This window comes from Archangium primigenium (genome assembly GCF_016904885.1).
GTDB lineage: Bacteria > Myxococcota > Myxococcia > Myxococcales > Myxococcaceae > Cystobacter > Cystobacter primigenius.
In genome coordinates this window covers 1299674-1321157 of the sequence record NZ_JADWYI010000001.1, presented here as the reverse complement: position 1 = coordinate 1321157, position 21484 = coordinate 1299674, and the positions used below count along the sequence as shown (strand labels likewise).

Sequence of the window (21484 nt, the reverse complement as noted above, 5' to 3'; positions counted from 1 at the left end):
CCGGCCCCCCGTCATTCGCCGCATGCTCGTCTGTCTTCTCGCCAGACAGGGGGACTATGATGCCCTCCAACCCTTGCCTGCCTGGAGAGACCTCCCGATGAAGCGCTTCGTCATCGTCTTCGACAACGAGCCCGCGACGCCCGCCCCGTGGATCGCCACCGCCTGCGCCGCGACCCAGCTCCACTTCGTGGACAACGACGCCATCATCGAGGTGATGTCCAAGAACAAGGAGGCCCAGAAGGTGCTGCTCGAGGGCCCCTCGCCGGACAAGAACCCCAAGGCCGCGGCCTTCTACAAGGAGGCGCTCGAGCAGGTGGCCGGCGACAAGACGCGCGTGGGCCTCTACAGCACCAACTGGCTGCAGTACCTGGACAAGGGCGCGGTGAACGGCTGCGTCATCGACTTCTCCGGCCTGGAGGAGCAGCGCGCGCAGGGGCTCGCCCAGGGGCTGACCCAGAAGCAGGTGGACGACTACGTGAAGACCTACAGCGCCCAGTTGCAGAACAAGGCGCTCAAGGCCCTGCCCGCCGACCGCGTGCTCACGCTGCCCGTCAAGGAGCCCGTGGCGAAGAAGGCGGAGCTGGCCACCGCCTTCATCAAGAAGCTTGGCTGAGCGTCACCCGGTCCCCTCCGCCGCGCGGGCGGAGGGGCGGGAGGCGGGCATCAGGCCACCAGGCTGCGCTGGAACTCGGTGATGTCCCCGATGAGGTCCGAGGCGCCCTTGACGACCTTGGCCGTGCCGAGCACCACCTTGAGCGGACCGGTGATGCTGTTGAGGCCCGGGAACACACCCGCGACGTCCAGACCGAGCTGACCGGCCGCCAGCGCGATGTCCAGCGCGTCCTTGGGGTCCGCCTGGATGGCGTCCCACAGGTCCTTGGCGCTGCCGACGGCGCTCACGCCGCTGACGACGTTGCCGATGAAGGGCACCGACTGGAGGCCCGCCCGGGCCGCCATCTTCGCGGACTCCTCGGCGATCTTCGTCTTGAGCTTCTCGGGCAGCGCGTCGACGAACCGGCCGAACATGCGCGAGAGGTTCTCGATGCCCTGCTGGCCGAAGGGCAGCTCCTGACCGGCGACCTTGAAGTGCTCGCCCTGGGTGAGCAGCGCGCCACCGGCCTCGGCGATCTCCGCCATGGCCCCGCCCACGTCACCGCGGCCCAGCTTCTCGGCGGCCTCGAACAGGTTGGTCGCCGCGCCCGAGTCCACCACCGCCGCGTTCAGCTCGCGGTCCTGGAAGAGCTTGCCCAGGCTGCCGGGGATCTTGCCCAGCGAGTTGAGGAAGGCCTTGGCCGCCTCGGGGGCCGTCTCGCAGATGGCCTTGCCCGTGGTGGCGATGCCCGCGAGGAAGCCCGGCACGTCGCCGCGCTTGAGGGCGGCGAACGCGTCGCCCATCGCCTTGCCCACGTCCTCGTTGCCCAGGAGGCTGGCCACCGCGGTGAGCGTGTCGCGCGCCCAGTCCGGCACGCCGAGCTTGTCGGCCAGCGCGCCCACCATGCGGCCGCGCAGCTCGGGCGGCACGTCGCCGAGCGCCTTGCCCAGGGTGTGCAGCGCCTCGCCCGGCTTGCCCTCGGCGAGCTGACCCGCGGCCTGGAGCACGTCGAAGGCGGCGCCACCCAGGGCCGCGATGTCCGCGCCGCTCTGGATGCCGAACGGACGCAGCTTCTCCATGAAGTCCGCGTTCTTCGCCAGCGCGTTGCCGGCGGCCTCGCGCAGCTTGTCGTTGCCGAGCAGCTCCTTGGCGCCCTGGATGAACTCGCCGTTCATCATCTTGGTGAACGAGGCGTGCACGTCCTTGTTCGTCACCAGCTCATGGACGAAGGCGGGGTCCGTGAGCATCGAGCGGATCATGCCCGAGTCACCCACCTCGGGCAGCTTGGCCGCCGTGGTGGTGATGGCCTTCTCGATGAGGGCCGGGGGGATCTTGCCCGCGGCGTCCCGGAGGCTGGAGAGCGCCACGCGGAAGTCGCCCTGGCCCAGCGCCTGGCCCGCGCGCAGCAGGTCCGGCAGCGCCTTGCCCGCCTGGAGCAGATCCGACGGGGTGATGCCCAGCTCGCTGATGCTGTTGCGCAGGCCCTCGGGCAGCTGGGCCACGATCTTCTGGCCGATCTTGTCGAGCAGCTGCGGCGCCGCCTCGGCCGCCTTGCCCAGCGCGGCGATGCCCGCGTCGATGTCACCGTTGGCGAACGCCTGGACCGAGTCGAACAGGTGCGGCGCCGCGGCGCCCGCCTCCACCAGATCCTGCGGCGTCAGGCCCGCCTTGCCCAGCAGCTCGGTGACGCCCGGGTCGTTGCCCACCGCCTTGAGCGCCGCGTCGCGCGCCGCGTCGTTGCCGAGCAGGCCGCGCAGGCCCTCCATGCGGGTCTCGGGGTTGAAGAGCTTGCCGACCTGGTCATGCAGGTCCCGGTTGCTCACCACCTGCGAGAGGAAGGCGTCGTCCGTCAGCAGCGTCTTGACCGCGCCCATCTCCGCGGGCAGCTGCTGCGCGAGACCCTTGAGGGCCTGCTTGGACAGGTCCTTGGCCGTGATGGCCGCTTCCTTCAGGCTGTCGAACGCCTCGCCCCACTTGCCCTCGCTGGCCGACTGCGCCGCCTGGAACAGGTGCGGCAAGGCCGGGCCCGCGTCACGCAGCTGCTGCTCGGTGATGCCCAGCTTGGCGATCTGGTCCTTCACGCCCTGGGGCACCGCGTCCAGCAGCTTCTGGCCAATCTTGCCCGCCAGCTCCGGCGCCGCCTCGATCGCCGTCTGGATGGACTCCAGGCCGCCCTTCACGTCGCCGGCCTTGATCTTCTCGAAGGCCTCCAGCAGCCGGGGGGCCGCCGCGCCCGCCTCCACCAGGTCCTGCGGCGTCAGGCCCACATTGGCCAGCTGCGCCTTCACGCCCGGGTCGTTGCCAATGGCCTTGAGCGCCGCGTCGCGCACCGGCGCGTTGTCCAGGAGGCCGCGCAGACCCTCCATGCGGGTCTCGGGGTTGAAGAGCTTGCCGACCTGGTCATGCAGGTCCCGGTTGCTCACCACCTGCGAGAGGAACGCGTCGTCCGTCAGCAGCGTCTTGACCGCGCCCATCTCGGCGGGCAGCTGCTGCGCGAGACCCTTCAGGGCCTGCTTGGACAGGTCCTTGGCCGTGATGGCCGCTTCCTTCAGGCTGTCGAACGCCTCGCCCCACTTGCCCTCGCTGGCCGACTGCGCCGCCTGGAACAGGTGCGGCAGCGCCGGGCCCGCGTCACGCAGCTGCTGCTCGGTGATGCCCAGCTTGGCGATCTGGTCCTTCACGCCCTGGGGCACCGCGTCCAGCAGCTTCTGGCCAATCTTGCCCGCCAGCTCCGGCGCCGCCTCGATCGCCGTCTGGATGGACTCCAGGCCGCCCTTCACGTCGCCGGCCTTGATCTTCTCGAAGGCCTCCAGCAGCCGGGGGGCCGCCGCGCCCGCCTCCACCAGGTCCTGCGGCGTCAGGCCCACATTGGCCAGCTGCGCCTTCACGCCCGGGTCGTTGCCGATGGCCTTGAGCGCCGCGTCGCGCACCGGCGCGTTGTCCAGGAGGCCACGCAGGCCTTCCAGGCGCGTCTCGGGGTTGAAGAGCTTGCCGACCTGGTCGTGCAGGTCGCCGTTGCTCACCACCTGCGAGAGGAAGGCGTCGTCCGTCAGCAGCGTCTTGACCGCGCCCAGCTCCGCGGGCAGCTGCTGCGCGAGGCCCTTGAGGGCCTGCGTGGACAGATCCTTGGCCGTGACGGCCGCTTCCTTGAGGCTGTTGAACGCCTCGCCCCAGTTGCCCTTGCTGGCCGCGTCCGCCGCCGCGTACAGGTGCGGCAGGGCCGGGCCCGCGTCGCGCAGCTGCTGCTCGGTGATGCCCAGCTTGGCGATCTGGTCCTTCACGCCCTGGGGCAGCGCGTCGACGAGCTTCCCGCCGATCTTGCCCGCCAGCTCCGGCGCCGCCTCGATGGCGCCCTGGATGGACTCGAGGCCGCCCTTCACGTCGCCGGCGGAGATCTTCTCGATGGCGTCCAGCACGTGCGGCGCCGCGGCGCCCACTTCCACGAGGTCCTGCGGCGTCAGGCCCACCTTGTCCAGCTGCGCCTTCACCGTGGGATCGTTGCCCAGCGCGCCCAGGACCGCGTCGCGCGCCGAGTCGTTGGAGACGAGCTCGCGCAGGGCCGTGGTGTCGGCCGGGTTCTGCAGCAGCTTGCCCACCGAGGCGTGCAGATCGCTGTTGGTGACGAGCTGCTTGACCACCGCGTCATTGGTCAGCAGCGTCTTGGCGGTGCCCTCGGGCAGGTTCTGGGCGAGCCCCTTGATGGCCTTCTGGGCCACCTCGGGCGAGGCGAACGCCGCGCTGCGCAGGTGACCGATCGCCTCCTCGGGACGGCCCTGGACGACGGACTCGGCCGCGCGCTGCAGGTGGGGCAGCGCCTCGGAGCCCGCCTTGCGCACGTCCTCGGTCGTCAGGCCCAGCTTGTCCAGCACGTTGCGGTTCTGGTCGGCCGTGGGCGCCTGGGTCTGGGTGGCCGCGGTGGTGGAGCCCAGCTTGGCCTGCTGCTGGTTGCGCTGCGCGGACGAGGGCGCCGTGCCCCGATCGAAGCCGTCCGAGGGGGGACGGGCGGTCTGGGGACGCGCCGGCGTGGCCGGGGTGCCCGTCGCCGCGTTCCGGGTCGTGGCCGGAGTGCCCGTCGCCGTGTTCCGGGGGGGGGCCGGGGGCGCCGCGGGCTTGGGCTCGGGCTGCCGCTGGATTTGGGGCTTGGAACCACCGGTCTTGTCGATCGCCATGGTGCAACCTCGGGAAGGAACGGGCGCCCCGGGGGAAAGGGGCACGAATTAGGGGAAGGGGTGGTGCTTGTGATGCCGATTATCGGGATCTGAGGATCTGGAGTTGCGCGTCAGGCGCACAAGGCCCGTCCGGGCCGGGCCCGCTCAGCGCTTGGGCTCGGCGGCCATGGCCTTGTTGATCTCCTCGACGGCCTTCTCGGTCAGCTCGATGGCCTTCTGGCGGTGGCCGCCCTTGTCCGCCGGCGCCTTGTTGAGCGCGCCGAGCGCGTAGCGCAGGTGCACCAGCGCCTGGCCCAGCTTCGGCGGATCCTCGGCGAGGGCCTGCTGGGCGAAGCCCCCCAGGACGAAGGCGGAGGCGAGGGCGAGGACGACGGCGGCACGACGCATCGGGAACTCCGGAGAAGAAGGAAAATGACAGCGGCATCATGCCCCATGTAGGAACTTCAGTGTTCCAGGCCGCCGCTCCCACCTTGGGGCAGAAGTACGTCCACGGGCCAATGGGGGACAGCGGACTTGGGGCGTCCAGGGCACAACAGCACCCGCCGCGAGGGAGGGACGTGGCCCGGCAAAGCGCTTGCAGAAGCAAGCGGCACACTGAAGGAGTGTGCCATGCGTGGTGTGATTACTGGGCGTGAGGTGATGGAGAACCTCGGTCTCATCTACCGGGAGTTCGGAGCATCCTGCGTCCTGCGCTGCCTGTGGGTGTTGGCCCGGGGCCGCACGACCACCTTTCTCGAGGTGGCGTGCCAGCCGACCAAACCCGCGCGCTACTCCTGAGTCAGGACTCGTCCTCGGGCGTGCCCGACGCGCCCTTCTGCACGTAGGACACCTGAGGACCGCGAGGGCCCCCCGGGCCCCGGCGCTCCTGGGGCGGACGTCCCCGAGGGCCCTGGCCGCCCGAGGCCTCCGCGGACCTCGGTCCGGGTTCTGCCCCCTGGCGCGGAGCGTCCCGGCCCCCACGCGGCGGCGGACGATCGCCCCGGGGAGGACGTTGCTCCCTGAAACCCCGAGGTCCTCCTGGCCGGGGCTCGCGCGGCGGCCCCTGGGGCTCGCGCGGCGCCTGGGGCGGCGGCGGGGCGGAGGGAGGCGCGGCACGGGCCTCGCCCCGAGGCGCACCGCGGACGTCGCCACGAGGCTCGCCCCGAGGCGCACCCCGGACGTCGCCGCGAGGCTCGCCCCGAGTCTCACCACGAGCGTCGCCGCGAGCCTCGTTGCGCCAGGGACGACCGCCCGGACCCTGGGACGGCGCGCCGTCCTGGCGGGGAGGACGATCGCCCGGGGGGCGGTTGCCGTTGGGCGGACGGTTGCCGTTGGGCGGGCGGTTGCCGTTGGGCGGACGGGGGGCGCGGTTGTCGCCGCCGCCTCGCGGGCCCCCGGAGAAGCGGCGCTCGCGCGAGGCCTCGCCCTGGAAGCGGCCCGTGGGCTCGAAGTCCGGGGTGAGCTCGCGCCGCACGTAGGCGCGCCAGATCTCGAACGCGTCTCCGGAGCGCGCGCTCAGGCCCGGGTCCACCGACTCGAAGTAGCGGCGCAGGTTCTCCACGTCGCGCTTGAAGAAGAACTCGGCCTGGCTGTTGGCCGCCGCGTCCACCACCTGGGGCAGATCGATGATGGTGGCGCCCCGGTTGCCCAGGAGGATGTTGAACGCGGACAGGTCGCCGTGGATGAGGTCACAGCAGAGCATCCGGATGGCCTGGTTGCGCAGGTCGAAGTAGAGCGCCGAGGCCTCCTCCGCCGTGAGCTGCGCCTCCTCGAGGCGCGGCGCCGGGTGGCCCTCCAGGTCCAGCACCAGTTCCATGAGGAGCACGCCCTCGTAGAACATCACCGGGCGGGGCACGCACACGCCCGCGGCGTGGAGCTTGAACAGCGCCTCCACCTCGGCGGTCTTCCAGGCATCCTCGGCCGCCGCGACGCCAAAGCGACTGCCCTTGGCGATGGCGCGCGCCGTGCGGCTGTTGCGCACCTGGCGACCCTCGCGGTAGCCCGAGTTGTTGCGGAAGTTGCGGTGCTCGCGTTCCTTGTAGATCTTGGCCGCGACGATCTCGCCGCCGTGGCGCACGAGGTACACGTCCGCCTCCTTGCCACTCTTGAGGCGGCCCACGACTTCTTCAATCACACCGTCGGTCAGCAGGACTTGGAGCGCTTCGTTCATGCGTTTTCGTGTTCGAAGGTTCCCCCGTTCTAGCACGCCTCTCCGGGAGTCTCAGCCCACACCTGCACGGGGCGTCTTGCCTGCTTGCCCCAGGAGGGGTCCTGGATGTGGTCGGGGCTGCGCCCCCTTCGCACCTTGGCCCCCTGTCCGCCCGTCCAAGAGCGTGGATTGGGTGGGGCAAATCCGTCACCATGAGCCGCCCCCGTGACCCGCCCCCGGTCGTTCCACTTCGATGACGCGCTCTGGCCGCTGCTGATCGTGCGTCCGCGGGGCACCCCCACGGACGCGGAGTACCGGGACTACCTCGACCGGATGACGGGCTACCTCGGACGGGGCGAGGCCTTCACGTCCCTCATCGACCTGAGCCAGGCGGGCATGACGGCGCGCCACCGCCACATGGCCGCGGCCTGGTGCCAGGAGAACGACCGCCTGCTGCGCGAGCGGCTGCTCGGCACGGCGTTCATCGTGACCTCGCCCTTCCAGCGGCTGTGCGTGAGCGTGGTGTTCCACCTCAAGCCGCCCACCCAGCCCCACGTGGTGGTGGCCCGCTGGGAGCCGGCGCTCGCCTGGGCGGCGCTCCGGCTCGAGGCGGTGGGCCAGTGGGAGGCGGCGCTCCGGGTGCGGGGCGCTCAGCCCACGCGGGCCTGGGGCTCGGAGGGCGACTCCTCGACGGCGGGCACGTAGGGCCAGAGCGGCAGGGGCCCCTTGCCGGCCTCGCGCGACAGGTAGTCCGCGGCGATGTTGGCGCTCTCCATGATGGTGAGCAGGCCGCTGCCCGGGTGCGTGCCCCCGCCCACCCAGTACAGCCCCTCCGTGCTGGGGCTCTTCACGTGGGGCCGCAGGGGGCCGAGCTGCATCCAGGTGTGGGCCAGGTTGAACACCGCGCCCCGGAAGACGTTGAAGTCGTCCCGCCACGTCTCCGCCGTGAAGTAGCGCTCGGCGCGGATGTGCTCGCGCACGCCCTTGAGGCCCACCTTCTCCAGCATGGTGGGGATGCGCTCGCGCAGGGCGCGCTCGGTGGCGGCCCAGTCCACGTCCTGCGACGTGTTGGGCGAGGGCACCAGGACATACAGCGTGGAGTGGCCCTGGGGCGCGCCGCTCGGGTCCGTCACGCACGGGTTGCAGACGTAGAAGGGCGGATCCTCCAGGTCCATGGCGCGGTCCTCGAGCGCCGCGGCGTCCGTGCGCCGCGCGCTGCCCGACAGGTAGATGAGGTGGTGGGGCAGCTCGTCCCAGACCTTGTCCACGCCGTAGTAGGCCATGAAGGTGCTGCACGAATACTTCGCGCGCCCGAGCGCCGCGTCCGTGAGCCGCGTGCCCTCGCGGGCCTCGGCGGGCACCAGGTTCTGGGCCGCGTAGGGCAGGTCCGCGTTGATGACCACCGCGTCGGCCTCCAGGCGCTCGCCGCCCGCCAGCCGCACGCCCACCGCCCGGCCACAGTCCACCAGCACCTGCTCCACCGGGGCGTTGAGGCGGAAGGTGGCGCCCAGATCCTCGGCGCACTTCATCATGCCCTGGGCGAGCGCGCGGAAGCCCCCCTCCACGTGCCACACGCCGAAGGCCAGCTCCAGGTAGGGGATGACGCCGAACACCGAGGAGCAATTGGTGGGGTGCAGGCCCAGGTACTTGGAGGGGTAGGCGAGCGCGTAGGTGATGCGGTCGTCGTGGAAGAAGCCATCCAGGTGCGAGTAGAGCGTCTGCCAGGGCTTGAAGCGCAGCGTGGGAAAGAGCCGCCAGGGCGCGTAGTAGCCGAAGCCGTCCGCCTGGGTGGCCATGAACTTCGCGTACGCGAGCGGGTACTTCTCCCGGCCCTCGGCGAGCCAGCGGCGCAGGGCGGGCACCTTGTCGGGGCCGAACTTCGCCACCTCGCGCTCCATGCGCGCCACGTCCCGCGTGGTGTCCAGGTGGGTGCCGTCCCAGAAGTGCACCCGGGTGTTGGTGTCCAAGGGCTGGAGCTTCACGTAGTCCGCGATGCGCTTGCCCGCGCGCGTGAAGATGCTCTCGAGCACCCCGGGCAACTGGAGGATGGAGGGCCCGGTGTCCACGGCGTACTCGCCGGACGCACCCAGGGTGAGCCCCTTCATGCGCCCACCGGGCCGCGCGTCCTTCTCCACCACCGTGACCTTCAACCCCAACCCCGCCAGGTTGATGGCCGCCGACAAGCCTCCGGGTCCCGCGCCCACGACGATGACGTGACGTACCATGAGGCCGCACCTTGCCTGGAATGCCCGGCCTTTCCAGCGTCACGTGCGGGCCCCGCCCCCTCCCCGCCCGCCAGTTGACACCGGCCCGGCACCGTCCCCCCCACCCCCGCGGCGGGTTGACGCGCCGAAGCCCCGGCTGATAAGCGGTTACTTAACGCACCTGCCCGGAGGCTTCTTGATGCATCACGGCATGACGCTCAGTGCGGTCGGTCTGCTGCTCGTGCAGTTCATCGTCATCATCGGGCTGTCCCGGCTGCTCGGGCGGGGCATGCGGTGGATGGGCCAGCCGCTGGTCATCGCGGAGGTGCTCGCGGGCATCCTCCTGGGCCCGTCGCTGCTCGGCTGGCTGTGGCCGGAGGCGATGGACACGCTCTTCCCGGCGAGTTCCACGCCGGTGCTCAAGATGATCAGCCAGGTGGGCCTCATCCTCTTCATGTTCCTCATCGGACTGGAGCTGGATCCCCGGCTGCTGCGGGGCCGGGGGCACGCGTCGGTGGTCATCAGCCACACGAGCATCGTGGCGCCGTTCGCGCTGGGCGCGGGGGCCGCCTACTGGTTCTACCCGCGGCTGAGCGAGGCGTCGGTGCCCTTCTCCTCGTTCGTGCTGTTCATGGGCGTGGCGATGAGCATCACGGCGTTCCCGGTGCTCGCGCGCATCCTCACCGAGCGGCGGCTGATGCACTCCAAGGTGGGGGCGCTCGCCATCACCTGCGCGGCGGTGGACGACGTGACGGCGTGGTGCCTGCTCGCGTTCGTGGTGTCCATCGTGCGCGCCACCCACCCGATGCAGGCGGCGCTCACCACGCTCATCGCCCTGGGCTACATCGCCTTCATGCTCGCGGGGGTGCGCCCGTTCCTCGCCCGGCTGGGCGCGCGCGTGGCCAGCCGCGAGGGGCTCAATCAGGGCGTCATGGCGCTCACGCTGCTCATGCTGCTCGCCTCGGCGCTGGCCACGGAGATGATCGGCATCCACGCGCTGTTCGGCTCGTTCCTCTTTGGCGCCATCATCCCCAAGGAGGGCGGCCTGGCCGAGGCGCTGGCGGAGAAGCTGGAGGACGTGGCGGTGGTGCTGCTCTTGCCGCTGTTCTTCGCCTTCAGCGGCCTGCGCACCCAGATTGGCCTGCTCAACACGCCGGAGAACTGGGCCATGTGCGGGCTCATCATCCTGCTGGCGTGCCTGGGCAAGTTCGGCGGCAGCGCCCTGGCGGCGCGCTACACCGGCTCGAGCTGGCGCGAGGCGGGCGCCATCGGCGTGCTGATGAACACGCGCGGGCTCATGGAGCTCATCGTGCTCAACCTGGGCCTGGACCTGGGCGTCATCTCGCCCACGCTCTTCACCATGATGGTGGTGATGGCGCTCGTCACCACGTTCCTCACCACGCCGCTCCTGCGCGTCATCTACCCGCCCGAGGAGCTGGCCCTGGAGCGCGCCGTGCCGGTGCCGCTCACGCCCGACGCCCCCGCGCCCTTCCGGCTGCTGTTCTGCGTGTCCCACGGGCAGACGGGCCCGGGCATGGTGACGCTCGGCCAGGCGCTCACCGGGGGGGCCCAGTACCCCTCGGAGCTCTACGCCCTGCACCTCATCCCGCCCTCCGAGCGCGCCTCCTTCCTGCTGCGCAACACGCCCGAGTCCCGGGGCCAGCCGCGCGCGGACGAGCCCGGCCCCATGGCGCCCATCGTGGAGCAGGCGCGCAAGACGGGCCTGGAGGTGCGGCCCCTGTCCTTCATGTCCGCCGAGCCCGCGCTCGACATCTGCCGCACCGCCGAGGCCAAGAAGGCGGACCTCATCGTGCTCGGCTGGCACAAGCCGCTCTTCGGCCAGACGGTGCTCGGCGGCACCGTGCACGAGGTGATGCGCGAGGCGAGCGCGGACGTGGCGGTGCTGGTGGACCGGGGCCTGCGCGCGGTGCGCCGGGTGCTCGTGCCCTTCAACGGCAGCCGGCATGACCGGGCGGCGCTGGGGCTCGCGCGGCGGCTGCGCTCGTGCGCCGGCGTGGAGGTGACGGTGCTGCACGTGACGTCGCCCGCGCTGCCCCACGGCCGGCCCACCTCGCTCACGCTCGTGCAGGAGCTCTTCCCCGAGTCCTCCGGCGGCGTGCACTTCAAGGTCGTGGCGCATGCCTCGCCCGAGGACGCCGTGCTCGCCGAGGCGGCCACGGGCGGCTACGAGCTGGTGGTGGTGGGCGTGGGCGCCGAGTGGGGCCTCGAGGGCCACCTCTTCGGGCTGCACCGCGAGCGCATCGTGCGCGACTCCAAGCTGTCCCTGCTCGTCGTGCGCCAGCCCCGGCCCGAGGAGGCCGTGGTGCCCGCGGACGAGTCCGCGGGGGCCTCGCCCGCCTTGCGCCAGGCCAGCGGCACCCCGTCCTGAAGCCCCCTGAACGCCTTTCCTCCGCGCCGTCCCACCCCGCCGTCCCCCACCACCGCCCATGCACCTGGGAGCCACCCTTCGACTGCTGCGTGTGGACGCGGGCCTGAGCCTGAGGGACCTGGCGCGCCGCATCGGCGTGTCCAGCGCCTACCTCAGCCGGGTGGAGAACGGCGTGGACGCCGCGCCCACGCCCGAGCGGCTCGCCGCCATCGCGCGCGAGCTGGACGTGCCCGCCCCGCTGCTCATGGACGTGGCGCACCGGCTCAGCCCCTTCGTGGCCCACTACCTGGAGGAGGAGCCCGCCGCGGGCGCGCTCCTCTTGGAGCTGGCGCGCCGGCGGCTCACCGCGGCCCAGCTCACGCGGGTGCGCGTCTGGCTCGACACCGAGTTCCCCGCGCGCGCGCCCTGGCCGGACACGCCCGTGCCGGCGCTCTCGCCGGTGCTCTCACCGGATCGCATGGTGCTGCGCATGACGTGCGGGGCGCTCGAGGATGCCCTGGACGTGGCGGCCGGACGGCTCGCGGCGGCCCTGCCCGAGGTGAGCGCGTCGCGGCTCGTGGCGGAGCTGCGGCGGCGCGAGGCCGAGTCCTCCAACGCCGTGGGCAACGGCGTGGCGGTGCCTCACGCCCACGTGGAGAACACCCCGCCCCTGGCCGCCCTGGTGACGCTCGCGCGGCCCCTGGCGGCGGAGACCCCGGACGACATCCCCTTGCGCCTGTTGGTGGTGCTCGTGGGCGGGGAGCGGGGCCCCACCTGGCTCGCCCGGCTCGCGCACGTGGCGCGGCTGGCCAGCCACGGCCTCGCCGAGCGGCTGGGCGACGTCGAGCAGGCCAGCGAGGTGCAGGCGCGGCTCGCGCAGCTCGAGGCCTCGCGCTGAAGTCCTAGTGCAGGCACTGCGCCTCGACGACGTCGATGAGCGCGTCGAGCTGGAAGGGCTTGCGCAAGATGGCCTGCACGCCCAACACCCGCGACGCCGGGCCCCCCACGGACAAGAGCACGATGGGCACCCGGCGCAGGGACTGGTGCGTGCGCACGTGCAGGATGAAGTGCTCCAGCTCCCCGTCCGCCAGGAGCTCGTCCAAGAGGATGAGGCCCGGCCGCTCCATCCACTCCAGGGCGCGCAGCGCCTTCTGGGTGCTGGGCGCCGGGACCGACAGGTAGCCTTCGTGCTCCAGGGCCGCGTGGATGACGGTGCGCACGTCCGGGTGCTGCTCCACCACGAGGATGGGACTGGGACATGGGTGCATAGGGCCGGCACCTCTTTCGTTGGTTCACCCGTGTCCGAGTCAACCTAGGGACACGCTCCCCGCGTGCAATGGGTTGCACACGCGAAAGACTCGCACTCCCCCCGGACAATTGCCGTGTCCGCGGTTCCCGTCCAGTGTCTGTCCAAGCTCCTTGAACCAGCTGTATGGCTTCAGCCCCACTCCGGACGGACCCTGGACAAGCACTCCGGACAAACTCAGGCGGCGAGCGAGGCGTGATCCTCCGGGGGCCGGGTGAGCGCCCGGGCCGGGCCATGGGCGGCCACGGTGGCGTAGAGCTCCTCCAGGTTGAAGGGCTTGGGCAGCACGGCCCGGATGCCCGACGTCTCGCCCGGCACCCGCGAGGTGAGCAGCACCAGCGGCACGCCCGCGGCCCGCAGCCGCCGCCGCAGCTCCTCGCCCTCGCTCGCCTCCCGGCACGAATCCAGCAGCGCCAGCGCGGGCCGACCCGGCTCGTCCAGGCGCGCCAGGGCCTCCCGCGCGTCCTCCGCGGTCACCACCCGGTAGCCCACGAACTCCAACGACATGCGCAGGGCCAACCGGACATCCGGATCTTTGTCCACGACGAGCAGGGAGGGCGAGGTGACGGGCATGGCGGAACCAGGGGCAAAACTAGGATGTGTCCTCCGGGGCGCAAGCAAGGCTGTCGGCCGGTGGACACTCCCGCCGCGCCCGAGCGGGACGCCGCGCCCATCCTTATTCTCTCCCCGGGGGCATACAGCACCACGGCATGAATCCACCCAGCGGCACACCCACCGGTCCTCCGGAGGTCTCGGAGTGGCGGCAGAACCAATGGCGCCTCGTGGAGGCGTTGAGCATTGGCACCTGGCGATGGGACCTGGCCAGCGGCACGGTCACCCGGGACGCCACCCTGATGGGCCTGCTGGGGGTGTCCACGGGCGAACAGACGGCGCGCGGGGTGGACCTGCTCGAGGAGCTGCACCCCTCGGACCGGGAGTTCGTGCGCGCCACGATGCACCAGGCCATCCCCAAGGGCCGGTATGTCGTGGACTACCGCGTCATCCGCCGGGACGGGCAGGTGCGCTGGCTCAGGGACCGGGGCGCGGTGATCACGGACGCGCAGGGGCAGCCCACCGGCCTCATCGGCATGGTGATGGACACCACGGAGGACGCCTCCAACGAGGAGCGCGAGCGCTTCTTCCGCCTGGCCCCGGACATGTTCTGCGTGGCGGGGATGGATGGCTACTTCCGGCGCGTCAACGCCGCCTTCATGCGCACGCTCGGCTGGAGCGAGGAGGAGCTGCTCGGCCAGCCCTTCTTCGAGTTCGTCCACGCCGAGGACCGCGCCGCCACGCACGGCGAGCTCGGGCGGCTGACGCGGGGCGAGTCCACGCTGCGCTTCGAGAACCGCTACCGCTGCAAGGACGGCGGCTACCGGTGGCTCGCCTGGGCCACCAGCCCCCTGCCCGCCCAGGGCCTCATCTACGCGGCCGCGCGCGACATCACCGAGAACAAGCGCCTGGAGGAGCAGGCGCGCCTGCGCGCGGACTTCGAGCAGAAGCTCATCGGCATCGTGTCCCACGACCTGCGCGCCCCCCTGGGCATCATCCACCTGGGCACCACCCAGCTGCTGCGCCGCATGGAGCTCGAGCCCCGGGTGCGCGAGGTGGTGGGCCGCATCGAGACGGGCGTCTCGCGCTGCATCCGCCTGGTGCGCGACCTGCTCGACTTCACCCAGGCGCGCCTGGGCACCGGCATCCCCCTCGATCCCCGGCCCATGGACCTGGAGGTCCTGGTGCGCCAGGCCCTGGAGGAAGCGCGCGCGGGCGCCCCGGAGCGGCGCTTCGAGCTGCGCGTGCGGGGCCATCCGCACGGACAGTGGGACCCCGACCGGCTCTTCCAGGTGCTCAGCAACCTGCTGTCCAACGCCGTGCGCTACAGCCCCGCGTCCACCCCCATCACCCTCGCCCTGGACGACACGGGCCCCGAGGTGACCCTGGAGGTCCACAACCAGGGCGACCCCATCCCCCCCCACGTCCAGGACCGGCTCTTCGAGCCCATGCAGCGCGGGAGCGCCGGCATGGACACCGTCCACCGCAGCGTGGGGCTCGGATTGTACATCGTTCAACACCTCGTCCAGGCCCATGGGGGAAGCGTCACGGTGCGCTCCGCCCAGGGGGAAGGCACCCGCATCACCGTGAAGCTGCCGCGCGCCCCCCCGCCCGCGCGCCCGGGCGACGCGTCGCGGTAGGCAGGCGCCCGTGGGGGTGCATAGGATGCCGGGCCGATGGTCACCCCGAGCCCCCGCGAGGTCCTGCTCTTCACGCTGGAAGCGCAACGCTATGCGTTGCCCGTGGAGGACGTGCGCGAGCTGGTGCGGGCCGTGCGCCTCACCCCCCTGCCCCAGGCCCCGGACGTCGTGGAGGGTCTGTTCAACCTGCGCGGGGAGCTCATCCCGGTGCTCGACATGCGCCGGCGCTTCCGGCTGCCGGCCCGCCGCCTCTCGCCCATGGACCACTTCATCATCGCCCAGGCGGGCGCGCGCGCCGTGGCGCTGCGCGTGGACCGGGCCGAGGGGCTCATCCCCGTGGAGGCGGACCTGATGGACGCCACGCCCCGGCACCTGCCCGGGGTGGGCTACGTGGCCGGCGCCCTGAAGCTGCCCGACGGGCTCGTGCTGCTGCATGACTTGCGCACCTTCCTGTCCGCCGCCGAGGCGATGACGCTCGACGCGGCGCTCGTGAAGGAGGAAGCCTCGCGGTGAGTGATCAGGCGCCGCCCTGGCGGCACCCGGGATACGTCGCGGTGCTGGACCTGGTCTCCGCGCGTGCCGGACTGCTGCCCCCGAGCTGTCCGCCCGCCGCCATGGAGGGCATCGACCGGGCCATGGCCCGCGCGGGCCTGGGCGGCGACTTCGCCACGTACCTCACGCGGCTGGAGGACCCGGCCGCCTTCGACGACCTCATGGTGGAGCTCACCGTGGGGGAGACGTACTTCTTTCGCAACCCCGAGCACTACGAGTTCATCCGCCAGGAGGTGCTGCCGGACCTGGAGCAGCGCCGGGGCCCGGAGCACGTGGTGCGCGGCTGGAGCGCCGGGTGCGCCTCGGGCGAGGAGCCCTACTCGCTCGCGGTGCTGCTGATGAAGGAGGGCTATGGCGCGCGCATGCTCGTGCAGGGCACGGACGTGTCGCGCGCGGCGCTCTCGCGCTGCGAGGTGGCGAGCTACGGCGACTGGTCCCTGCGCGGCCCGTGGACGGAGCAGATGCGCCCCTACCTCCGGGCACACGGCAAGCGCTACACGCTGGCGCCCGAGGTGCGCGACCACGTGCGCTTCAGCTACCTGAACCTGGCGGACAGCACCTGGCCCACCCAGGGCGCGGGCATCTGGAACCAGGACATCATCTTCTGCCGCAACGTCCTCATCTACTTCAACCGCGCCACCATCGAGGAGGTGGCGCGGCGGCTGTACGCCTCGCTCGCCGAGGGCGGCTTCCTCATCACCGGGCCGTCGGATCCGCCGCTCATGGGCCTGGCGCCCTTCGAGACGCTCGTCACCGCGTGGGGCATCGTCTACCACCGCCCCGACGCCGCCCGGCCCCACCAGCGCCTCGTCTTCCACTCGCCCATCCAGGTGGTGCCCCCGTCGGTCCCGCCGCCCGCCGTGCCGTTCACCCCGCCGCCCCCCGCCGTGCCCTTCACCCCGCCGCCGCCGCCCGCCGTGCCGTTCACCCGGCCGACGCCGCCACCGCCGCCCGCCGTGCCCGTGCCCGCGCTCCCGGAGAGCCCGGGGCTGGAGCAGGCCCGGCGCGCGCTCGCCCGGGGGGACTGGCCCGAGGCGGCCCGGCTCGCCGGCGCGCTGCCCACCGAGCCCCTGGCCGCGGAGGTGCACATCCGCGCCCTGGCCAACTATGACCCGCGCGGCGCGCTGCGCGCCTGCGCCGAGGCGAGCGCGCGCCATCCGCTCGCCGTGGAGCCGCGCTACCTGGAGGCCGTGGTGCAGCTCGGCCTGGGCCGGCTGGAGGAGTCCGAGCGGGCCGCGCGGCAGGCGCTCTACCTGGAGCCGGGCCTGGCCGTGGCGCACCTGATGCTCGGCCACCTGTTGCGACGCCGGGGAGACCTGGCGGGCGCGCGGCGCGCCTTCACCACCGCGGCCACGCTGTGCGCCACGCTGCCGCCCGAGGAGGCCGTGCCCCTGGGGGATGGCGAGCGCGCCGCGCGGCTCATGGCGGTGGCCCGCGAGGAGCTCGAGCGGCTAGAAGCCGCCATGGAGAATGAGTGATGGTGGGTGACGAGGAGCCCAAGACGGGCGGGCTGGACTGGACCGCGGCCTACCGCCGCCTGCGGCAGCTGGAGGACACCACGCGCGAGGCCGCCACGGCCGACCCCGCCCAGGAGCGCGCGCTCCTGGACGAGCGCGCGCTCCGGCTCGCCCGCGCCACCGCGCCCCACGCCGAGCCCGGGCGCCTGTTGGAAATCGTCCACTTCCACGCGGGCGAGCAGGACTACGCGCTGGAGACGCGCTTCGTGCGCGAGGTGTTGCGCACCTCCGAGCAGCGCGTCACCCTGCCGGGCTCGCCCGAGCAGCTGCGCGGCGTGGTGCTGCTGCACGGCGAGGTGCTGGCGGTGGTGGAGCTGGCGCCCTTGTTCGGCCGGCCCGCCTCCACCCAGCACGGCCCCGTGCTGGTGGTGGGGCAGGGCCGCGCGGAGCTGGGCGTGTGCGCCGAGCGCGTGGAAGAAGTGCTCAGCGTGTCGCGCGACACGCTGATGCCTCCGCCCGCGGCGCTCGGGGCGCAGGAGCGGGGACTCGTCGCGGGGCTCACCCGCGAGGGAATCATCGTGCTGGAGGGCGAGGCCCTCTTGAGGGATGGTCGGCTCTTCTTCGACCTGTCCGAGGAAAGGGTTTCATGAGTATCGGCAAGAAGATCGCCATGGGCTTTGGCCTGTCGCTGATGGTGCTGCTCATCGTGGCCTTCGTCGCCTTCCAGGGCGCGCAGCAGCTCGTGCAGACGACGGGCAAGCTCTTCGAGAGCCGGGAGCAGGCGCGGCTCATGCGCGAGGTGTACGCGAGCCTGGTGAACGCGGAGACGGGCCAGCGCGGCTACATGCTCACGGGCGAGGAGGCCTACCTGGCCCCCTACGCCGAGGCGCGCAAGAACCTGGACCTCAACCTGGCGAGCCTGCGCGAGTACCTCATGGACGAGCCCAGCCAGGCCGCGCGGCTCTCCCAGATGGAGCCCCTGCTCAAGGCCAAGCTCGACGAGATGGCGGAGACCATCCGGCTGCGCCAGTCGGGCCAGGTGGACACCGCGCTCACGCTCGTGCGCACCGGCCAGGGCAAGCGGGAGATGGACCGCATCCGCACGCTGCTCGACGAGATGCTCACCCTGGAGGAGCAGCGCTGGGCGGAAAACGAGCGCGAGGCCCGGGACAACTCCCAGAGCACCAAGCTGGTGCTCGGCCTGGGCACGCTCGTGGGCCTGCTCATCGTGAGCATGGGCAGCTACCTCATCACCCGCGGCATCACCGGCCCCATGGACAAGCTGGTGACGGGGGCGGATCAGATCGGCCGGGGCAACTTCGCCCACCGCATCGACGTGGTGAACGACGACGAGACGGGCGAGCTGGCCACCGCCTTCAACACCATGGCCGAGCGGCGCCAGCAGGCCGAGGCCCAGCTCGCCCAGCAGGCCCAGGAGCGCGAGCACACCCTCAAGACGGTGGCCGAGTTCGTCAACCAGCTCGCGGGCACCACGTCGGAGATCCTCGTGAGCACCACCGAGCAGGTGGCCGGCGCCCAGGAGCAGGGCAGCGCCGTGGCCCAGACGGTGAGCACCATCGAGGAGATCGCCCAGACGTCCGAGGAGGCCGCGGGGCGGGCCAAGGCCGTGAGCGACTCGGCGCGCCACTCCGAGGAGGTGGGCAAGAGCGGCCGACGCGCGGTGGACGAGGCCGTGGGCGCCATGACGAGCGTGCGCGAGCAGGTGGAGTCCATCGCCTCGCGGATTCTCGCCCTGGCCGAGCAGGCCCAGGCCATCGGCGACATCATCACCACCGTCAACGACATCTCCGAGCAGACGCACATGCTCGCGCTCAACGCCTCCATCGAGGCGAGCCGCGCGGGCGAGCACGGCCGGGGCTTCGCCGTGGTGGCCACCGAGGTCAAGGCGCTCGCCGACCAGTCCAAGAAAGCCACCTCCCAGGTGCGGCAGATCCTGGGGCAGATCCAGAAGGCCACCCAGGGCGCGGTGATGACCACCGAGGAGGGCACCAAGAGCGTGGCCTCGGCCACCCGCGTGGTGAGCCAGGCGGGCGGCGTCATCCAGACGCTCGGGGACCTGCTCAGCCAGGCGTCGCTCACCGCGGCGCAGATCTCCGCCAGCGCCAACCAGCAGGCCACGGGCATCGGGCAGATCCGCCAGGCCATGCGCGACGTGAGCCAGGCCACCCAGCAGACCCTCACCAGCACCCGGCAGACCGAGCGCGCCATGCAGGACCTGAACGGCATGGGACAGAAGCTCAAGGGCCTGCTGAAAGAATACGGACGCACCGCGTGACGATGGACCGGGATCGGCTCGCCCAGGCGCTGATGGCCACGTTCCTCGAGGAACTCGAGGGACACGTGGCCGCGCTCAACCGCGACCTGCTCGCGCTGGAGAAGGCGACCTCGCCCGTGCGCGCGGGCGAGCTGATGCACTCGCTCCTGCGCACGGTGCACAGCGTGAAGGGGGCCTCGCGCGCGGTGAGCGTGGGCCTCATCGAGGAGGTGTGCCACCGGCTGGAGGAGGTGCTGCTGGAGGTGGAGCGGCAGGGCGCCGCCACCAACCCGGACCTGATGGAGCTGTGCTTCACCGCCGCGGACGCGCTGGACGACGCGGGCCGACGCCTGGCGCGCAAGGAGGACATGAAGGGCTCGCCCCTGGAGGACCTGCTGCCCCGGCTGGTGGAGGCGGCCCACCCCGCCCCCGCGCCGAGCAAGCCCGCGCCCAAGTCCCCCGCACCCGCGCCCTCACCCGCCCCCCCGCCGCCCAGGGCCGCCCCCCGCGCCGAAGCGCCTCCGGCCCCCGCGGCGCCCCCGGCCCCCGCGGTGCCCGTGCCCGCCGAGCCCCCCGCCGCCGCGGCCCCCGCGCTCTCCGAGGGGCTGCCCGTGCGGGTGTCCGCGCAGAAGCTGGACGCGCTGCTGGCCCGCAGCGGGGAGCTGCGCGTGGCGGGCCTGCGCATGGAAGGGCGCGTGGAGTCGCTGGAGGCCGTCAACGAGGAGCTGTCCCAGTTGCGCCAGCGGCTGGAGGGCCCCGAGGCGCTCGTGGCGCGGCGGCTGGAGACGCGCCTGGCGCAGCTCGGCCGGGCGCTCGCGGCCGATCGCCGCACGCTGCTGCAGGCCTCGGGCGGCCTGGACGAGGAGGTGCGGCGCGCGCGCACCCTGCCCTTCGCCGAGGGGTGCGCGGGCCTGGAGCGCGGCGCGAGGGATCTGGCGCGCGCGGCGGGCAAGCAGGTGCGGCTGGACGTGGTCGGCGGCGCGCTGGAGCTGGATCGCTCGCTCTTGCAGGGCCTGCGCGAGCCCCTGTTGCACCTCATGCGCAACGCCGTGTCGCACGGGCTGGAAACGCCCGAGGAGCGCCTGGCGGCGGGCAAGCCCGAGGAGGGCCGGGTGGTGCTGTCGGCCCGGCTGCGCGGCGGACGCGTGCAGGTGGTGGTGGAGGACGACGGCCGGGGACTGCACCTGGAGTCCATCCGCCACAAGGCGCGCGAGCGCGGGCTGCCGGTGCTCGAGGACGCGGGCGACGTGCGGCTCATCTTCATGCCGGGCCTGTCCACGGCCAGCACGGTGACGAACGTGTCGGGCCGGGGCGTGGGCCTGGACGTGGTGCGCTCGCAGGTGGAGGCGCTGCGCGGCAACGTGGACGTGGCCTTCCGCCCGGGCCAGGGCACGCGCTTCGTGATGGACGTGCCGCTCACCCTGAGCACCCTGCGCGTGCTGCTGGTGATGGTGACGGGGCAGACGTTCGCGGTGGCCAGCGAGAGCGTGGAGCGGCTGGTGCGCCTGGATCCCGGGGACGTGCGGCGCGTGGAGGGCCGGCAGTTGTGGGCCGGCCCCGACGCCCTCGTCCCCCTGGCCACGCTCGCCGAGGTGCTGGGCCTGCCGGCGAGCGCCCCCCGGCCGCACCCGAGCGCCCTCGTGCTGGGCGCGGGCGAACTGCACGCGGTCCTGGGCGTGGACGAGGTCGTGGCCGAGCAGGAGGTGCTCATCCGCGGCCTGGGCGCGCGCATCCGCCGTGCCCGCCATGTCTCCGGGGTGGCGGTGCTGCCCGACGGGCGCGTGGCCCCGCTGCTCAACGCCCCGTCGCTCGTGCGCGCCGCCGAGGGCCGCACCACCGCCGCGGGCCTCTTCCCCGCCCCGGTGGCCGCCTCCGCGCGCCTGCGCGTGCTGCTCGCCGACGACTCCATGACCACCCGCGCCCTGGAGCAGAGCATCCTGGAGGCCGCGGGCTACCAGGTGCTCGTGTGCTCGGACGGACAGGAGGCCTGGGAGCGGCTGCAGCGCGAGGGCGCGGACGTGCTCGTCTCCGACGTGGAGATGCCGCGCATGGACGGCTTCAGCCTCACCGAGGCGGTGCGCGGCTCCCCGCGCTTTGGCCGCCTGCCCGTGGTACTCGTCACCGCGCGCTCCACGCCCGAGGACAAGGCGCGGGGGCTCCAGGTGGGCGCCAGCGCCTACCTGGTCAAGAGCGCCTTCGATCAGACCCACCTGCTGGAGACGTTGCGACAGCTCTTATGAG

General features: G+C 72.5%; 17 protein-coding genes. 11 read left to right on the top strand and 6 right to left on the bottom strand.

All coding sequences use genetic code 11. The features are described from left to right. Window positions 1-97 precede the first annotated feature (97 nt). On the top strand, window positions 98-613 hold the full coding sequence (locus tag I3V78_RS05740) for a hypothetical protein (protein WP_204485304.1): 516 nt from the start codon (window positions 98-100) through the stop codon (window positions 611-613). 50 nt (window positions 614-663) lie between these two features. Here the strand turns inward: I3V78_RS05740 and I3V78_RS05735 are convergent, their stop codons facing one another. Both I3V78_RS05735 and I3V78_RS05730 read right to left on the bottom strand, forming a co-directional pair. After that, complete coding sequence (locus I3V78_RS05735) at window positions 664-4761, bottom strand: hypothetical protein (protein ID WP_204485303.1); 4098 nt, start codon at window positions 4759-4761, stop codon at window positions 664-666. A gap of 144 nt (window positions 4762-4905) precedes the next feature. Beyond that, on the bottom strand, window positions 4906-5148 hold the full coding sequence (locus I3V78_RS05730; protein ID WP_204485302.1) for a hypothetical protein: 243 nt from the start codon (window positions 5146-5148) through the stop codon (window positions 4906-4908). A gap of 222 nt (window positions 5149-5370) precedes the next feature. On the opposite strand from I3V78_RS05730, the gene I3V78_RS05725 reads away from it, so the two are divergent. After that, on the top strand, window positions 5371-5538 hold the full coding sequence (locus I3V78_RS05725) for a hypothetical protein (protein WP_204485301.1): 168 nt from the start codon (window positions 5371-5373) through the stop codon (window positions 5536-5538). 1 nt (window position 5539) lies between these two features. Here I3V78_RS05725 and I3V78_RS05720 read toward each other — a convergent pair whose 3' ends face one another. After that, a complete protein-coding gene (locus I3V78_RS05720) occupies window positions 5540-6910 on the bottom strand; it encodes an RIO1 family regulatory kinase/ATPase domain-containing protein (protein WP_204485300.1) in 1371 nt (456 codons plus the stop codon). 204 nt (window positions 6911-7114) lie between these two features. On the opposite strand from I3V78_RS05720, the gene I3V78_RS05715 reads away from it, so the two are divergent. Next, window positions 7115-7594 carry a hypothetical protein gene (locus I3V78_RS05715; protein WP_204485299.1) on the top strand — a complete coding sequence of 160 codons (480 nt, stop codon included), beginning with the start codon at window positions 7115-7117 and terminating at the stop codon, window positions 7592-7594. Here the strand turns inward: I3V78_RS05715 and I3V78_RS05710 are convergent. Then, entirely contained in the window at window positions 7540-9114 is a 1575-nt protein-coding gene (locus I3V78_RS05710; protein WP_204485298.1) for a phytoene desaturase family protein, read from the bottom strand. The two genes, I3V78_RS05715 and I3V78_RS05710, sit on opposite strands and share 55 nt — an antisense overlap. Window positions 9115-9304: 190 nt before the next feature. Between I3V78_RS05710 and I3V78_RS05705 the strand changes: the two genes are divergently transcribed. Both I3V78_RS05705 and I3V78_RS05700 read left to right on the top strand, forming a co-directional pair. After that, a complete protein-coding gene (locus I3V78_RS05705) occupies window positions 9305-11482 on the top strand; it encodes a cation:proton antiporter domain-containing protein (RefSeq protein ID WP_204485297.1) in 2178 nt (725 codons plus the stop codon). A gap of 58 nt (window positions 11483-11540) precedes the next feature. Further along, complete coding sequence (locus I3V78_RS05700; RefSeq protein WP_204485296.1) at window positions 11541-12359, top strand: helix-turn-helix domain-containing protein; 819 nt, start codon at window positions 11541-11543, stop codon at window positions 12357-12359. A gap of 4 nt (window positions 12360-12363) precedes the next feature. Here I3V78_RS05700 and I3V78_RS05695 read toward each other — a convergent pair whose 3' ends face one another. Next, the gene (locus I3V78_RS05695) at window positions 12364-12729 is read right to left on the bottom strand and encodes a response regulator (RefSeq protein WP_204485295.1); all 366 of its coding nucleotides are present in this window, start codon (window positions 12727-12729) and stop codon (window positions 12364-12366) included. A 215-nt stretch (window positions 12730-12944) separates the two neighbouring features. Continuing rightward, window positions 12945-13340 (bottom strand): response regulator, encoded by a 396-nt coding sequence (locus I3V78_RS05690; RefSeq protein WP_204485294.1) that lies wholly within the window; start codon window positions 13338-13340, stop codon window positions 12945-12947. A 137-nt stretch (window positions 13341-13477) separates the two neighbouring features. On the opposite strand from I3V78_RS05690, the gene I3V78_RS05685 reads away from it, so the two are divergent. From I3V78_RS05685 to I3V78_RS05660, 6 genes are read left to right on the top strand one after another with little or no spacing between them, the layout of a single operon-like run. After that, window positions 13478-14959 carry a PAS domain-containing sensor histidine kinase gene (locus I3V78_RS05685; RefSeq protein ID WP_204485293.1) on the top strand — a complete coding sequence of 494 codons (1482 nt, stop codon included), beginning with the start codon at window positions 13478-13480 and terminating at the stop codon, window positions 14957-14959. A gap of 36 nt (window positions 14960-14995) precedes the next feature. Then, the gene (locus I3V78_RS05680) at window positions 14996-15472 is read left to right on the top strand and encodes a chemotaxis protein CheW (RefSeq protein WP_204485292.1); all 477 of its coding nucleotides are present in this window, start codon (window positions 14996-14998) and stop codon (window positions 15470-15472) included. Then, window positions 15469-16989: a CheR family methyltransferase gene (locus I3V78_RS05675; RefSeq protein ID WP_338023473.1), complete on the top strand. Its 1521-nt coding sequence runs from the start codon at window positions 15469-15471 to the stop codon at window positions 16987-16989. The genes I3V78_RS05680 and I3V78_RS05675 overlap by 4 nt, the downstream gene beginning before the upstream one ends. After that, window positions 16989-17618 (top strand): chemotaxis protein CheW, encoded by a 630-nt coding sequence (locus tag I3V78_RS05670; protein WP_204485291.1) that lies wholly within the window; start codon window positions 16989-16991, stop codon window positions 17616-17618. The genes I3V78_RS05675 and I3V78_RS05670 overlap by 1 nt, the downstream gene beginning before the upstream one ends. Continuing rightward, entirely contained in the window at window positions 17615-19264 is a 1650-nt protein-coding gene (locus I3V78_RS05665) for a methyl-accepting chemotaxis protein (RefSeq protein WP_204485290.1), read from the top strand. The genes I3V78_RS05670 and I3V78_RS05665 overlap by 4 nt, the downstream gene beginning before the upstream one ends. 2 nt (window positions 19265-19266) lie before the next feature. Continuing rightward, window positions 19267-21483: a hybrid sensor histidine kinase/response regulator gene (locus tag I3V78_RS05660; protein WP_204496510.1), complete on the top strand. Its 2217-nt coding sequence runs from the start codon at window positions 19267-19269 to the stop codon at window positions 21481-21483. The last annotated feature ends 1 nt before the right edge of the window (window position 21484 follow it).